This is a genomic window from Streptococcus suis YS161, assembly GCF_002760245.1.
Classification (GTDB): domain Bacteria; phylum Bacillota; class Bacilli; order Lactobacillales; family Streptococcaceae; genus Streptococcus; species Streptococcus suis_I.
In genome coordinates this window covers 36,904-53,208 of the sequence record NZ_ASCA01000066.1, presented here as the reverse complement: position 1 = coordinate 53,208, position 16,305 = coordinate 36,904, and the positions used below count along the sequence as shown (strand labels likewise).

Here is a 16,305-nt window from a genome sequence, read left to right as displayed (position 1 = left end):
AGCCTTGGCAGCCACCAGCATAGCTGGTGGTTTTCTTGTTTTTCTCTACGAGAAAAACTGGCTCGAAGCCATAAAGAAAACGCATGAAACTCTCATGCGTTTTTAAAATAATATTTTCGTAGGAATTGGATAAGCATAGCTTGCCAAAGGAGTACATAGCTGATACTTAAGAGGATTGCCAGGCCTCTATGCCAATTCACATCTGGAATGAAACTGACCAAAATGGAGAAAAGTAGAATGGTTACTACCATAATCTTGTCCCTCTTAGATCCCCACGGTAAATACTCTGACAATTGTTTTTCAGGATACTTTTTGACTTCTTGATGTAGGGAATAGCTTAGGCCCAGACCAACTCCTGTTGCCTCAACAATTCCAGAAAAGTACATAAAAGGCAGAAAGAAAATCGTGCTGTATGCACATGCGATGTAGGTAAGAAACAAGAGAAAATAGAGTAGTTTTTTCATGACAAAGCCCTCCTGAGCCTATTTATCTATATACATTTTATCATTTATGAATCGAATGAACAAGTAAATATATGTTCTCAAAAGCACAAAAAAAGACTAGGAAACCTAGTCTTTGCTTATTTTTACTCTTAGGAATTTGGATCATCCAAACTACGTCCATGCAAGCCTTTTTCACGTTGGACTTGACGAAGTTTTTCAGGCGTCACATCATTACCGTCCTCATCGACGACCTTGATGCCTTCGATATGGGCACGCACGCTACGGCGGTAGCCCTCGATGTACTCCTCACGAAGAGCTGCCTGTTCCTGCAACTCCTCCTCTGTCAAGCCTTCCGCCTTTTTCTTGCGGGCCAATTCATTGATGCGATCAATTTTTGCTTGTTCCATATTTGCCTCCTACTTGCTATTCAAGAGATTGAAGACCGCCACAGCACTTGCCTTATCCGCCAAGGCTTTCAAGAGAGCCAAGCGGTTGGCTTTGACTGCCGCGTCTTCTACCATGACCATAGTGTTGTCGAAGAAGGCCGCGATGACTGGGCTGAGAGCAAAGAGCTTGTCCAAGTTACCTGCCATGTCTTCCGTCAACTCCAAGCTAGATACTGCTGCAGCAAGGGCTTTCTCCTGTTCATTTTCAAAGAGTGCCTCGTCAATCGCAATCGCCTCCGCCTTTTCAGCCAAGTTGAAGACACGTGACAAGTTTTCCACGGCTTCCTTGTAGTCAGCCTCTTTTGATTTTTGGAAAATAGCAGAGCTGGCTGCCAGTTGCAGTCTAACGACAAAGGTTGAACTGGCAAGTACAGCCTCACGGATGTCTTTCAGAATCGCCTTATCCATCATCTTCTCAACGCGGGCACGGATAAAGTCCATAACAGCTGGCTGGTTGTCATAAGTCAAGCTGGCAAAGTTCAAGCTGTAGAGTTCCGCAATCAACTGATCCAATGGAATTTCCCAACCAAACGCTTCCAAAATCCGCACGATACCCTGTGTTGCACGACGAAGAGCGTAAGGGTCGTTCGAGCCAGACGGGATGAGACCTACTGAGAAGAAGGATAGAAGGGTGTCAAATTTGTCAGCCAGTGCCAAGACCGCACCGACCTTGCTCTCAGGCAATTCGCCTTCTGCTGAGTTTGGCAAGTAGTGCTCACGGATTGCTGCTGCCACCGCAGGTTTTTCCCCTGCAAGAAGAGCGTACTTCTCACCCATAATCCCTTGCAATTCATCAAACTCGCCGACCATGCCTGTCAAGAGGTCAAACTTGTAGATGTCCGCCGCACGTGCCACATCTGCTTTCTCATCCACAGACAAGCCTGCCAAGTCAGCCAGTTTTTCTGCGATAACTTTGGTGCGTTCCATGTGCTCGTAAAGTGAGCCGATTTTTTCATGGAAGGTCACGACTTTGAGGCGTTCCACCAAGTCAGCAATATTGAATTTTTGGTCTTCACGCCAGAAGAACTCTCCGTCTTCCAAACGTGCCACCAAGACTTTTTCGTTTCCTTTGATGACATTGTCAAGGTACTGGTCGTTACCGTTGCGGACAGAGATGAAGTTTGGCAAGAGTTTGCCAGACTTATCCCGCACCACGAAGTAACGTTGGTGATTTTTCATGGAAGTTACCAAAACTTCTTCTGGTACTTCCAAGTATTTGGTGTCAAAGGAACCCATAAAAGCAGTTGGGTACTCGACCAAGTTGAGAACTTCATTGAGCAAATCTTCATCAATCTCAACTATCACGTTGTGTTTGTCCTCGATAGCCTTGATTTGCTCGACAATCATATTTTGACGCTCTGCAGGGTCTGTAATGACAAACTGTGCACGCAAGTCCGCCTCGTAAGAATCTGCACTTGCAATCTCAGTTTCATTTCCAAGGAAACGATGACCACGACTGATGCGAGCTGATGAAATGTCCAAGAAATCCATATCCAATGCCTCATCGTCCAAGAGAACGGTCAGGGTGTGGACAGGGCGGATGTAGGCGAATTTGTTGGATGCCCAGTTCATGCTGACAGGGAAGGTCATAGCCTTCAAAACCTCTGGAATGCCCGCCAAGACTGCCTTAGCTGGCTGACCGGCTTCGTGCTTGGTCACGTAGACATACTCTTCACCCTTGATCTCGCGAAATTCGATGTCAGCAGTCGTCAGGCCTTTGCCACGGACAAAACCTTCCGCCGCCTTGGTGAAGTTTCCGTCTGCGTCCAAGGCAATCTTCTTAGCAGGACCCTTGAAATCTTCGGTCAGGTCTGTCTGCTGGTCTGCCAAACCACGGACACGAACAGCCAAACGGCGTGGTGTTGAAAAGACATCGATGCTATCAAAAGCCAAACGGTTGTCTGTCAAAAAGGTCGCCATGCGGTCACGCAACTGGTGCATAGCTGGGGTTACGATATAGGCAGGAATTTCTTCCAAGCCAAGTTCAACAAGTAAATTCTTTGTCATTATTCTGCGTCCTCCTTCAACAATTCTGCTCGCGTTGCTTCATCTAAAAGTGGGAAGCCTAGTTTCTTCCGCTCTGCCACAAAGGTTTTGGCAACGACACGAGCAAGGTTACGGATACGGGCAATGTAGCCTGCACGCTCGGTTACAGACACAGCTCCACGTGCATCTAGTAGGTTAAAGGTGTGAGAACATTTGAGCACATAGTCAAAGGCTGGGTGAACCAAGCCCTCTTCCAAAGCCCGCTCTGCTTCTTTTTCAAACTTGGTGAAGTTTTCGAGGAGCATATCCTGGTCTGATACTTCAAAGGAATATTTTGAATGCTCATATTCTGGCTGGATAAAGATTTCACCGTATTTAACGCCGTCTGCCCACTCAATATCGTAAACGGAGTCAACTTCTTGGATATAGGATGCCAAACGCTCCAAACCATAGGTTACTTCGGCTGTGACAGGACCTGTTGCCAAGCCACCAACCTGTTGGAAATAGGTAAACTGCGTGATTTCCATACCGTCCAACCAGACTTCCCAGCCCAAACCAGCTGAACCTGTTGATGGGTTTTCCCAGTTGTCCTCAACGAAACGAATGTCGTGCTCCAAAGGATTGATGCCCAAACGCTCCAAAGACTCCAAGTAGAGTTCTTGGATATTAGAAGGCGACGGTTTCATGACCACTTGGAATTGGTGGTGCTGATACAAACGGTTTGGGTTTTCCCCGTAACGACCGTCCGCAGGACGACGACTTGGCTCAACATAAGCCGCATTCCACGGCTCAGGACCGATAGCACGCAAGAAAGTGTAGGGGCTCATGGTACCCGCACCCTTTTCCGTATCATAAGCCTGCATGAGCAAGCAGCCCTGCTCATTCCAAAATTGTTGTAAGGTCAGGATAATTTCCTGAAAAGTCAATTTTTTTGACATAAGTTACTCCTGTTTCTTTTTAAATTTCTTTTTCTAATAATTCTTCCTTCACAAACCAGTTGAGTAGCGAAATGCTTTGGTCTGACTGCGCCCATTTATGATAGGTTTCAAAAAGTGCTTGGACCGAACCTACTTTCTCTACTAACTGGTCAATGGTGAGAAAACTTCGCCAGTACTCGTAAAAAATACTCGCGTAATCTCCTTCGTAAGTGGATTTTCCAAAAGCATCCAAGGAATGCCAGCCGTGTTTTTCTTGAAAGAGGTCAACCAAGAGCTGATTACAGAACCGCTCTTGAGCAAACTCTTCTTCTGTCAAAAAATACTGTCTGCTGATGTACTCGACCATGCCCTCTTCAAACCAGATGTTTGCATCATAGTCCGCAAAATCATCCAGAAAAAGGTCTGACCAATGCGCCAGCTCATGACCGATAATTTGCAACAGATGGTTTTCCGACAAACCTTTGTAGTGAGCACTCAATGTCTGCAAGTCTGGGCTGTTCTCGTAGCTATCTAGTTGATGCTGGTAAATCTTTTTCCAAACTGCTAAGTCTGGTGTCATGACCATGCGGATATCATTAGTGTAGGCTGGTACGGGACTTTGGCCAAGTAATTTTCTTGCGGCTTCTTCATTAGCCCAGATAAGGGCTTGGGGCAAATCACGAACTTGATATTCCTTCCTTAGAAAATGGATATAGTCATGCCATTTTGCCTCGTATTTTGAGACAAATTGCTGATAGTTAAACAGCTGTTCTTGGCTATCCACTAGATAAAAATTCTTCATATCCTCTCTTTCCTCTCTGGTAAAACAGAAAAAGAACCACATTCTCTTCCCCTGTCAACAGACATAGGGGCGTTGAGAACGCGGTTCCACCCTAATTTATTACTTCATTTGTATGATTTTGATTGAGTCAGATATGGTCACGACTAGGAAAGTGCCAATTATTTCAAGACTGGCTTGGCTTTCACTCTCCCAAGCTCGCTAGACAGGCTTTTGAAACAACCTTCTTTCATGCTTAGTATTGTAGCAGAAAATTCAGTATTTGTCTAGAAAGACCACTATTTATCCGAACACAATCCCACTGACAAATCCTACAAGGCTATTACAGGCCTATCGCAATCTAGTAGATATTTTTCTGGTACTACTCCCAAGAATTTCTCTGCTTGTTGACTGATAAAATCAAGGGCATTTTCCAAATCTTCTACTCTATCAGAATTGACCAGCTCCATGACCAAGAAAGCATTCTTCGTACTATCTGTAATCATGGTCCGCTCACCATCTCGCCAGTTGAAACAACGACAGACCGCTCCTTTATCATCCTTATAGCAAACTTCACCTGGTAAAGTTGGATTATTGGTTTCATCACCAATGAGATAGAATTCATCCCCACCCTCAGTGACCGTTAGTTGAAGATCGCCTACAAATGTATCTAAATCTTCAGCACCACATGGAAGACCGAAACGCAAGCTTGCCGCATTATAGATATCCACTAGCGGAGAGATAGTTGAAACTGGACGGTCACTAGCAGAACGCTTCAAAAGCGCTTCGATACTAGAACGCGCGCCTTTTTTAGTTTTGAACTTTTGATAGGCTTGACGATATGTGCGAATCACCTCATTTTCACTAAAGGTATCTTCCGTAAGAAATTTCTGGGCAATTCCGTTGCTTTCTTCCAGTAATTTCACTAATTCATCAGGCGATTGCGCCGGCGTTTTATAATCTTTCAATAATAGAACTCCAATTTTTGCATCTGGAAATAGACTCCAAAAAGATGAATTAACAACAAATTGTGACATATTCTCACTCCTTTTCTTTTATAGAAAAATCAGCACCCTATGAACATCTTCTAAGACCTAACGACGTTCATAAAATGCTGTTGCATGACTACCCGGTGGCAGTGTTTATTTAATTAACATTATTGTATAAAAAAGTCAAGGACTATCCAAAATTTGAAAAAACACAGCCAAATAACTATCTATGACTAATCTTTCTCGTCAAGAAATCTCCAATAAACTGGATTACGAAGATGATAACTAAAATCAAAAGAGTTGCTAAAAAGGTCACATCATCATTGTAACGCAAGTAACCGTAGGAAAGTGCAACTTGTCCCAAACCACCTGCTCCGATAGCTCCTGCCATGGCTGTATAGCCGACCAGGGAAACCAGGGCAAAGGTCGTCACCCGAATCAAGTCAGGCAGACCCTCCCGCAGATAGACAAGGACAATATCCCAGAAAGTCGCTCCTGAAGCCTGAGCAGCCTCAATGACACCACGGTCCAATTCTGACAAGACCACCTCAACCTGACGGGCAAAGAAGGGGAAGACTGAAAGAGCAAGGGGAACCAAAGCCGCCTCCGTACCAATCGTTTTTCCAACAATAATTTTTGTCAAAGGAGCAATGGCCGCCAACAAAATAATGAACGGAATGGCACGGAAAATAGAAGCCACCTTATCCAAAATCCAATAAACCGTCTTATTTTCAATGACACCCCGAGGCCCAGTCAATACCAAGAATAAACCAGATACCAAGCCCATAAAGCCACCAAAAGCAAAGGAAACAAAGGTCATATAGAGGGTCAAATTAAAATGTGTTAACCAACCTGTCTGACCATCCCAGCCCAATTTATAAATATCTGGAAAATTCGTTTGAATCCATTCTAACATCTAGTTTGCTCCTTTCAAAATCGTCACTTCCACACGCGCCTCCGTCACTGCCTCAATCGCACTGTGCAACTGACCAGGCTCGCCAGAGAGAATAACTACCATCTCACCGACTGGCGTATGGTCCAAAATCTCAATATTTCCATACAAAATATTGGCAGATACTTGATAGAATTTGTACAAATCATTGACAATAGCTGTATCCGTATTGGAACCCGCATACTTGAGTTGCACCAAAATACTGTTCTCAGGCAAATTCTGAACAATATCCTGCTGGTAAATTTTCACCAAGGCTTCATCAATTCCTGTTGCTGTTTTGATGAAATCCTGGGTCAATTCTTCTTTTGGATGAGAGAAGATTTCCAAAACTGAACCCTCTTCAATCAAGCGACCATCCTGCATAACAGCCACACGGTTACAAATGTCTTTTACAATCTGCATCTCGTGGGTAATCATAACAATGGTCAAGCCCAGTTTTTCATTCAACTCCTGCAAGAGTGCCAAAATCTGCTTAGTCGTTTTCGGATCCAAGGCAGAAGTCGACTCATCAGAAATCAAGATTTTAGGGTCATTGGCCAAGGCACGAGCAATGGCAACACGTTGCTTTTGACCACCAGACAACTGAGCTGGATAGTTTTCAGCACGATCCGAAAGACCAACCAAGTCCAACAACTTAGCAACTTTTTCTTTCTTCTCCTGTTTGCTCAAGCCAGAATGCTTGAGAGCAAAGGCTACATTTTCTTCTGCCGTCATCTGAGCCATCAGGTTGAAATGCTGGAAAATCATCCCAATCTCACGACGTTTGCTTCGCAGTTGAGCAGGGGTAAGTGTGACCTTTTCTCCCTCATAAATCACATCCTCATCAATGGTAATCTTACCTGCTGTCGGCACTTGCAACAAATTGATGACACGGACAAGGGTAGATTTCCCAGCACCAGAATAACCTACGATACCGTAAATATCCCCTTGATTGATATGGATGGTCACATCCTTGACCGCTTCGATGGTGCGTTTTTTCTGCTGGAAAGTTACATCAATATTATCTAGCTTAATCATTTCCTTACTCATAACTTGCAATTAACTCCTCTACTAATTCAACATGGCTATAGTAGTCAGCGATACTGACATTTTCATCACCTGCATGGTCACGACTGTTGGCATTTCCTAATCCAAATCCTGCAATCGGCACACCTAGAGCATGAAAGACGGTGTGCATGGGTCCTGTCCCCGGTGAAGTCGGCAAGACAGCAACTCCTTCTGGTGTCAACTGTTTAGCCAATTCAATCACATTGACAATGGCAGGATGGGACATATCACTTCGGTAGCTCATTTCCCCCAAAGTAAAGATAACCTCAACTTTGTCAAATCCGTGCTTATTCAAATGCTGGCGAATCTTGTCCAAAACATCGTGTGGCTCCAAACCAGGCACCAGACGAACTTCCATTTTTGCAGAAGCCTGAGCTGGAATAATGGTCTTAACACCTTGACCAAGATAGCCTGTTGACAAGCCTTCAATGGTGATAGATGGTTCAAAATACAAACGCTTCAGAAACTCACGACGGTCTTCTACCAAGGTTGGAAGAGTCAAGCCATAAATGTCTTTCATAGACTGACTGGTCGCCAGTGCAAATTCCTCCACTAAGGCCAATTCACGCTCATTTGGCTCTTGCACCTGCTCGTAAATGCCATCTACCAGAATTCTTCCATCTGCAGCCCGCATGGATTGAAGTGCTGATAATAAATACCAGCTTGCCGAATCAATGACACCACCATAGGAAGAATGAATATCCAAGTCAGCTGATTTGACCTGAAGATCAAAGGTCACAATTCCCTTGTTTCCCCCAGCAATCTCTAGCTGATGCAGGCTATTGCGATGCCCTTGTTCCCAGACAAGTAAATCAGCACCGATCAAATGTTCTTTATATTTTGAAAGGTATTTGTCCAAGTCAACAGAAGCTGACTCTTCTGCCCCTTCCATAATAAAGATTACATTGATTGGTAGATGACCGTTTTGTCTAGTCAGGTATTTTTTCAAGGCTGATAGACGAGCTGTAATATGCCCCTTATCATCATCTACCCCGCGACCATAGATATAGCCATCGGAAATGGTCAATTCAAAAGGATTGCCCTTCTCCCAGACCTGATCGGCATCTGCTGGCACTGTATCGTAGTGGTTATAGAAAATCAAGGTTTTGGCATTCGGGACTGTCGCTGCAAACTTAGCCATAACAAAAGGTGCTGCATAACTATCATCCAAAACAACCTCTGCACCAGCTTCTTCAAACATATCTTTCAAGTAAGTCGCTACATCCAAGAGACCAATCTGTTGAGCAAAAATAGATCTCTTTGAAATCAAGACCTTCAACTTTTCAAAATAGTGCTGAATAATCGCATCATTTTCAAATGCTTGAACTTTACTATCTGCCATACTTTCTCCTCATACTCAATGAAAATCAATCAAATCTACTAACCAAAATCAAATATTCTCCCACATATCTGACTTTGGTTAAGAGATTTTTTCTTATCTCTATAAAAACAGATAGAGGGCTGAACAACTTTGTCCAGTCCTCGACCTATTTACATTTTACCAAACTGGCTCATCCATACCGTCTGAAGTCTCTTCAATAACTTTTTTCACTTCATCCGTGTGGTAGGCTTCGATAATTTTCTTAATCGCTGCTGCTTGCTCTGATTTTTCCCAATCGCTACGAGCTGCAATCAAGTTGTACCACTGTTTTGAATTTTCATCTTTTTGCTCTTTGTAAAGGGCGTTCTTGTAATCCAAACCAGCTTCCAACACAAATGTATTGTTTACAACTGCTGCATCAACTGAGCTAAGTGAGCTTGCTGTTTGGCTTGCATCCAACTCAGTAATTTTCAAGTTTTTCTTATTTTCAGTAATATCAGCAATCGTTGCCAATTCTGTACCAGATACACCAACCTTGATCAAACCAGCTGCTTGAAGAAGGTAAAGAGCACGACTTTCGTTTGTTGGGTCGTTTGGAACCGCAATTTCTGCACCATCTGGAATATCTTCCACTTTAGTGTACTTGTTTTTACCATCAGCTGTACCTGAGTAAAGACGGATTGGTGCGATATAAGTATCCGCAATAGCAACCAAGTCTTCACCGTTTTCTTCATTCCAGTTGTTCAAGAAGTTATAGTGTTGGAAAGCGTTGATGTCTACTTCATTTTCAGCTACTGCCTTGTTTGGTTGTGAGTAGTCTGTAAATTGAGTGAATTCCAATTTCACCTCATCACCAAGAATTTCTTGGATTTTGTCCCAACGAGCTTGCTCAGAGTCGCTCAAGCTCATCACACCAACACGAACAGTTGTTGCTGATGAATCAGATGAAGAGCTAGAAGAAGAGTTCCCACATGCAGCAAGTACACCTACTGATAAAGCAGCTGTTGCCAAACTAAACAATTTTTTTAATTTCATAAAATGATCTCCTTAAATTAGAACTGTATCTATCTTAACACAGAATGTTCTTTCTGACTAATTGACTTTTTTTATAGAAAGTTATAACTTTTCATTATAACAAATACCCTTGCAACTATAAGTATTGATAATAAAAAGAGGGATACCCCTCTCAGAACGTAGACAAACTCCTAAAAATATAAAAAATTGAAGAAGTTTGCGAAAGATAGCAAGTTATTAAACTCTTAGAAACATTGATATTTCGGCGTTTCTGAGAGGTTTTAATTTTCAACATAAAGAAAAAAGATTGAAGAAAATTGTCCAAAATGGACTTTTTCTTCAATCTGAGAGGGATACCCCTCTTAAAATATATCTACTAAATACTGAAACAAGTCTCTATGTTGCTTGCAGTCTTTGTAGAGAAATTCTGGATGCCATTGGATACCAAACAAAGCTTGGTTCCCCCTACTTTCATAAGCTTCTATCGTACCATCTCTAGGATCCAAACCTGTCGCCACCAGTCCTGGAGCCAATTCTTTGATTCGTTGCTGATGGAAGGAATTAATAGGGCTCCCTTGGGCAAACAGTTGACCGATTCGGCTTTTAGGTTTCACTTGTAAACGATGAGATGTTCCCTCGATACCCTCTTGCCAATGATCAGCCACTTCCTGCTCTAAACTACCACCTAGAGCAACATTGAGCAACTGCATACCACGGCAAACGGCAAAAATAGGTTTTCCTTGCCGAAGGGCTTCCTCAATCAAAGCTAACTCAAATGCATCACGTTCCAAGAGGTAGTCATCACTATCAATCAAGCGTTTTTGACCGTAGAGACTTGGATCCACATGCTGACCACCTGACAAAATCAACTTGTCAATCATATCGATATAGTCTTTAGCTAGATCAGGAGTTCCCATAGGAATAACCATTGGCACACCACCTGCCTGACGAACGCTGTCTGCCAATTCACGCGCTACCGTTACATATACGCGACCAGATTTAGTTGGAAATTCTTGCTCATTTCCTGAAATTCCAATAATCACCTTTCCCATAAGAAACTCCTTTCTGCGATTTTATATATTGTAACACGACCAAATAAGCCTGTCTAATATAGAAGTTTTATGGGCTGATAAAAATTATTTATCAGTTGCCTTTAGTACAAAATGTTCCTTATCCACCTGAGTCCACACACCATCTGTTACAAAATCCTTTATAAGCCCAGTTTGAGATAGCTCTTGCAACTGAGCACGTGCCTCCTGTGGATCAAGGCTCAGATTGGATTGCAAGAGGTAGCGGGTATAGGGATGTTGTGGATTTTGGAAAATATCCTGTGCTGGTCCTATTTCAACCAAGCTTCCCTTGTACATGACCGCAATACGATCTGCGAATTGGTGCACCAAGTTTAGATCATGAGAAATAAAGAGATAGGTCAGTCCTAAATCCTCTTGCAACTGGTTCAACAAATCCAGTATGGTCGCCTGAATCGACACATCAAGGGCCGAGGTCGGTTCATCACAGACGATAAATTTTGGATGTGAAACAACTGCACGAGCAATGCCAATTCGCTGGCGTTGACCACCACTAAATGATTTGGGACGTTTATGTACATCATCCCCCAGAATTCCCACCCTTTCCAGCATAGCTAGAGTCTTCTCTTCCGCCTCCTTCTTAGGAAGTGAGTAGAGAGGTTCTTTGACCAGTTCTAAGGCCGACAGGTAGGGATTGAGAGAAGAATAGGGGTCTTGATAAATCACTTGCAGGGCTTGATTATTTAATTCTTCTGATGTCAAACCAGGAAAATCAACTCGGCCTTGACTAGCCTTTTCCAAACCTAAGACAATTTTAGAAAGTGTCGATTTGCCACTGCCAGATTCACCAACCAGACCAAGTGTCTCACCTTTATAAATAGACACATTTACACCGTTCAAAGCATCGACACGTTGCTCTTGCCCAAACCAATTCTTCTTAGAGTAAGTTTTGCTCACATCCGAAACCTGTACTAGAACTTCCTTATCCATTCTTCTCCTCCTTTCTAACCCAATGTCCTGGACTAACTTGAATCAACTGACTATCTTCGGAGTCGGCTAAAACCGCTCCAAGACTGGCTTCCAAACGAGCTGCTCTTAATAGTGACTGGGTATATGCGTGTAAGGGTTGTGAAAAGATAGAATCAACCGTTCCGTGTTCCACAACCAATCCATTCCTCATGACATAAACCAAGTCACAGATTCCAGCAATAACACTGAAATCATGACTCACAATCACAACTGTCAACCCCAACTGTTCCTGTAATTCTTTGAGCAAGGCCAAGATTTGAGCCTGAATGGTTACATCTAATGCAGTTGTTGGCTCGTCTGCGATTAACAAATCCGGCTTGGTCAACAAGGCCATGGCAATCATGATCCTTTGACGCATACCACCTGAAAATTCAAAAGGAAACTGTTTGAGACGCAGTTCTGGATGTTCAATTCCCACCTTTTCCAACATTTCATGGATAGTTCTGTCCCGTTCTTCCTTGGTCAACTTGGGTTGAAAACGTCTTAGAACTTCCTGCAAATGATAACCTACTGTCCGCAAGGGATTAAGAGAGGTCATTGGATCTTGAAAAATCATAGACAGAGGCAACACCTTTGGATTACCAACTTGCTTTCCATCCATTTCAAATCGATCATAGCTTGCTTCTAAGCCTTTTGGTAAGATCCCCATCAAGGATTTCATTGTCAAACTCTTACCCGAACCAGATTCTCCAACAATTCCAACAATTTTTCCTTTGGGAATGGAGAGATCAATTCCTTTGACGAGAGTAGTTCGCTCTTTACTTTTTTGATTGATAATGGTGAGGTTACTGATTTCTACCAAGTGCTTTGACATTAGTACACCTCTCTTTCAAGGCAATCACGGATCAGATCACCGATATTATTAAATGAATAAATGGTCAATAGGATAAAAAGTCCCGGTAAGATCGCCATATGAGGAGCACTTTGCAAGGTAGACTGGGCATTTTGTAAAAGGCTACCCCAAGATGCTAAGGGCTGTTGAATCCCCATTCCTAAGAAACTAAGAGCTGATTCTGTCATAATGGCTGATGAAATACTGGTTGACGCCGTTACAATCAAGGTCGGTAAGATTGCTGGCAAAATGTGCCGCCGAATAATCCGTGGTTTCTTTAAACCGATAAAAGCTGCATAGCCAACATAATCTGCCACCTTTGCTTTTAAGGTTTCAGCTCGTAACATCCTAGCAATACTCATCCATGAAAAACCACCAATCACAATGATGATTGTGGATAAACCTGGCTTTAAAAAGACACTGAGAACAATCACCAAGACCAACCAAGGTATGGATGACAGCACATCTACCACCCTCATAATAGCATTGTCCCATTTTCCTCCCAGATAGCCTGCTGTGATGCCAACCAAGCTTCCAATGGTCACTGATGCAGCCATTGCCAACAAGCCAACTAAAAGAGAAATCCGTCCCCCATAAATAACACGAATAAAGTAATCACGCCCTACTTGATCGGTTCCAAACCAATGCTCCGCACTAGGCCCTTGGTTCATTTGACTGACATCCGTTACATTTGGATCAATAGGAATCAAGGGCGCAATGAGGGATAAAATAATCAAGAAAAGAATAAAAAGAAGAGAGAAAAGATAGAGCGGCGAACTCTTCAAAGTCTCCTTGAATTGTTTAAGAATCATTGTCCCTCTCCTCCTTTCCAAATACGTGGATCGACGACAGCATAAAGAATATCTGATAAGAGATTTCCTAGAATAACTAAGGTCGCAGACAAAAGCATGACAGCCATAATCACTGGATAGTCCAAACTCTTCGTCGCCGCAGTCAAATAAGGACCTACACCAGGCCAAGCAAAAATAGTCTCTGTGATAATAGCACCTGTTACCAACATCGGTAAGGCCATTCCAACTTGAGTCACGACAGGAATTAAGACATTGCGGGCCACATGTTTGCCAAAAATTTCAAACCGATTGGCTTTGAATGCTTCTTGAACGGTTACATAATCCTTTTCAACCTCTACAATCGCTGACGCTCGAATAAACCGAATCAACTCAGGTAAGAATGCCATGGTCAATGTAAGATATGGTAAGGCAAAATGAGCTAGAAAATCAAGAACATCTCCTTCCTTTCCCAAAGTGTACATTCCGATAAATGGAAACACCCGCCACTTATAACCAAAGAAATAGATTAAAATCATGGCAAACCAGAAAGTTGGTACCGCAATGCCCACAGATGCAAAGGCATCGTTGGCCTTATCCGCCCATTTACCACGTTGGGAAGCTGAAACCAAACCCAGTGTAATGGCAAGGACCAGAGCCGTTACATACGCTGGTAAAACCAAGGAAATCGTGTTAGGAATTTTTTCAGCCAAGTCTGCCCCAATCGAATGTTGAGTCAATAGCGAAAAACCTAAATCACCAGTCACAATCCCCTTCAACCATACAAAATATTGAACTAAAAATGGCTGATCCAAACCATATTTTACTTTTAACAAATCAATCTGTTCTTGACTCATATTGGGTGTTGTCATTGAATCAATGACATCAAATGGTGCTAATTGAATCAATGAAAAGACAATAAAAGAAATCAAGAGCAAGAGGGGAATGGCCTGTAAAATTCTTTTTATAATATAACGAAACATATATCCTCCAAAAACGCGAAAAAGAGGGGAGGAGTTCCAGCTTTTGCCACTCCTTCTCCTCTTTGCTGGTTATACCAGCAGACACAACGATTATTCAATTGTTAATTTAGACGGATCTTCAAATGTGTAGATTGGAATCAAGCCAGCATCTTCAACATTTTTCACACGGTTGTTGACAGCCAATACTTTCTTATTATCGACAATTGGGTAGATGGCAGCTTGATCAGCCAAGGTCGCTTGCAAATCATCATAGATTTGTTCACGTTTTGTTTGATCCAATTCAACAGCACCTTGGTCAAAGAGACTGTCTACCTCGCTTGATGCTAATTTAAAGTAGTTTGAGGCACCGCCAGTTTTGAACAAACGAGCATACTGATCAGGGTCATTTCCCATGATATAGCCACCCAAGAAGAGGTCATAAGCTGTAGAACCTTCTTTTTTCAACTCTGTAAAGAGTGCTGTAGAATCCCCACCTGCCAATTCAACTGTCACACCAATCGCTGACAATTGTTGTTGAATCAAGGTTGCCTGCAAGGTTTGGGCTGCATCTGAAGATGTGTAACCAAGATTCACAGTCAGGTTGCTGACACCTGCTTCTGCTAAGAGTTGTTTTGCTTTTTCAACATTCTGCTCATATTTCTCAACATCTTCCGTCACATATGGATTGGCAACAGGCAAGAATGAATACAGAGTTTCATAGTATTTCTTATCAAGATAGGCCGCTTGGTTGAACTCTTCTTTGTTCAAGGCATAAAGCAAGGCTTGACGAACTTTTACATCCTTCAATTCTTCAGTTGAAGTATTGAGACCAAGGTAACCAACACGGTTTTCACTATAAGCATAGGTGGTAATAGTATCCGTGCTCAAATCTTGAATATCAGAAGGTAGAACAAAGGCTGCATCTACTTCACCAGTTTGGAGTGCCACTTTAGTGGTATCTGCACTTTCAATGATACGCAAGACAAGGTTATCAATCTCAGCTTTTCCTTTATAGTAATGTTCATTGGCAGCAAGTTTGATATATTCACCATGCTTGTATTCTACAAATTTGTAAGGTCCTGTTCCGACAGGTGTTGCCGTTAACTGACTTGCTGAGAAATCCGCTTCATCCTTGAACACATGTTGAGGAATGATATAGGTTTCCGTCACGATATTGTCCAAAGCTGGCGCTGAAACAGCTGGAAGAACAAACTTCACAGTGTAATCATCTACTTTCTCAACTTTTACTGGCTGACCGTTGATGTATAGACCATCAGATCCACCATTTTCTTCCTTGATTTTTTGCTCATAGGTAAAGATAACATCGTCAGCAGTAAATTTTTCTCCATCAGACCATTTAACATCCTTACGCAGTTTTACAGTAATGCTCAGACCGTCTTCGGCAATTTCATAAGAATCCGCCAATTCATTGACATAGGTACCATCAGCCTCTACTCGAATGAGCGGTGAGTAGATAAAGTTTGTCAAGGTCAATCCCCAACGATCGCTTGTATTGATAGGGTTGGTTGAACTTGGATCACCATTGATTGCATAGGTAAATGTTTCCGTGTCCGCTGATGCATTAGAACTTGATGCTGTACTTGATGAGCCACCACTTGCACAAGCTGCCAAGGTTAATACTGCTACTGTAGAAAGTAAGCCTGTTAGCCACTTCTTTTTCATAGAACTTCCTCCAATTTCAAAAAGTAGTACTAGTCTATCAAGGATTTGCAACTTTGCCCAATATATAAAATTTATGAAGCCATTAAGAAA

16 protein-coding genes are annotated in these 16,305 nt (G+C 42.6%); all 16 read right to left on the bottom strand.

Annotated elements, in window-relative coordinates:
* Positions 1-92: 92 nt before the first annotated feature.
* The 16 genes from SST111_RS09310 to SST111_RS09235 all read right to left on the bottom strand — a co-directional run bounded on the left by SST111_RS09310 (position 93) and on the right by SST111_RS09235 (position 16,215).
* Entirely contained in the window at positions 93-464 is a 372-nt protein-coding gene (locus SST111_RS09310) for a hypothetical protein (RefSeq protein WP_099810908.1), read from the bottom strand.
* A 128-nt stretch (positions 465-592) separates the two neighbouring features.
* The gene (locus tag SST111_RS09305) at positions 593-850 is read right to left on the bottom strand and encodes a DUF896 family protein (RefSeq protein ID WP_002939394.1); all 258 of its coding nucleotides are present in this window, start codon (positions 848-850) and stop codon (positions 593-595) included.
* Positions 851-859: 9 nt separating this feature from the next.
* Complete coding sequence (glyS, locus tag SST111_RS09300; protein ID WP_099810906.1) at positions 860-2,896, bottom strand: glycine--tRNA ligase subunit beta; 2,037 nt, start codon at positions 2,894-2,896, stop codon at positions 860-862.
* The gene (gene glyQ / locus SST111_RS09295; protein ID WP_002939388.1) at positions 2,896-3,813 is read right to left on the bottom strand and encodes a glycine--tRNA ligase subunit alpha; all 918 of its coding nucleotides are present in this window, start codon (positions 3,811-3,813) and stop codon (positions 2,896-2,898) included. Before glyQ ends, glyS begins: the two co-directional genes overlap by 1 nt.
* A gap of 19 nt (positions 3,814-3,832) precedes the next feature.
* Entirely contained in the window at positions 3,833-4,594 is a 762-nt protein-coding gene (locus SST111_RS09290) for an elongation factor Tu (protein WP_099810904.1), read from the bottom strand.
* Between the two features lie 308 nt (positions 4,595-4,902).
* Positions 4,903-5,607, bottom strand: coding sequence for a B3/B4 domain-containing protein (locus SST111_RS09285; protein WP_099810902.1), 705 nt, complete (start codon positions 5,605-5,607; stop codon positions 4,903-4,905).
* A 175-nt stretch (positions 5,608-5,782) separates the two neighbouring features.
* A complete protein-coding gene (locus SST111_RS09280) occupies positions 5,783-6,475 on the bottom strand; it encodes a methionine ABC transporter permease (RefSeq protein WP_099810899.1) in 693 nt (230 codons plus the stop codon).
* Entirely contained in the window at positions 6,476-7,540 is a 1,065-nt protein-coding gene (locus tag SST111_RS09275) for a methionine ABC transporter ATP-binding protein (protein WP_099810896.1), read from the bottom strand.
* Positions 7,533-8,900 carry a M20/M25/M40 family metallo-hydrolase gene (locus SST111_RS09270; protein ID WP_099810893.1) on the bottom strand — a complete coding sequence of 456 codons (1,368 nt, stop codon included), beginning with the start codon at positions 8,898-8,900 and terminating at the stop codon, positions 7,533-7,535. The genes SST111_RS09275 and SST111_RS09270 overlap by 8 nt, the downstream gene beginning before the upstream one ends.
* A 156-nt stretch (positions 8,901-9,056) precedes the next feature.
* Positions 9,057-9,914 carry a MetQ/NlpA family ABC transporter substrate-binding protein gene (locus tag SST111_RS09265; RefSeq protein WP_099810891.1) on the bottom strand — a complete coding sequence of 286 codons (858 nt, stop codon included), beginning with the start codon at positions 9,912-9,914 and terminating at the stop codon, positions 9,057-9,059.
* Between the two features lie 341 nt (positions 9,915-10,255).
* Positions 10,256-10,945, bottom strand: a complete 690-nt coding sequence (locus SST111_RS09260; RefSeq protein ID WP_099810889.1) for a gamma-glutamyl-gamma-aminobutyrate hydrolase family protein — start codon at positions 10,943-10,945, stop codon at positions 10,256-10,258.
* Between the two features lie 84 nt (positions 10,946-11,029).
* On the bottom strand, positions 11,030-11,911 hold the full coding sequence (locus SST111_RS09255; protein ID WP_099810887.1) for an ATP-binding cassette domain-containing protein: 882 nt from the start codon (positions 11,909-11,911) through the stop codon (positions 11,030-11,032).
* The gene (locus tag SST111_RS09250) at positions 11,904-12,764 is read right to left on the bottom strand and encodes an ABC transporter ATP-binding protein (RefSeq protein ID WP_099810885.1); all 861 of its coding nucleotides are present in this window, start codon (positions 12,762-12,764) and stop codon (positions 11,904-11,906) included. The genes SST111_RS09255 and SST111_RS09250 overlap by 8 nt, the downstream gene beginning before the upstream one ends.
* Positions 12,764-13,594, bottom strand: coding sequence for an ABC transporter permease (locus SST111_RS09245; protein WP_099810883.1), 831 nt, complete (start codon positions 13,592-13,594; stop codon positions 12,764-12,766). Before SST111_RS09245 ends, SST111_RS09250 begins: the two co-directional genes overlap by 1 nt.
* The gene (locus SST111_RS09240) at positions 13,591-14,553 is read right to left on the bottom strand and encodes an ABC transporter permease (protein ID WP_099810880.1); all 963 of its coding nucleotides are present in this window, start codon (positions 14,551-14,553) and stop codon (positions 13,591-13,593) included. Before SST111_RS09240 ends, SST111_RS09245 begins: the two co-directional genes overlap by 4 nt.
* A 90-nt stretch (positions 14,554-14,643) precedes the next feature.
* On the bottom strand, positions 14,644-16,215 hold the full coding sequence (locus SST111_RS09235; protein ID WP_099810878.1) for an ABC transporter substrate-binding protein: 1,572 nt from the start codon (positions 16,213-16,215) through the stop codon (positions 14,644-14,646).
* Between the last annotated feature and the right edge of the window lie 90 nt (positions 16,216-16,305).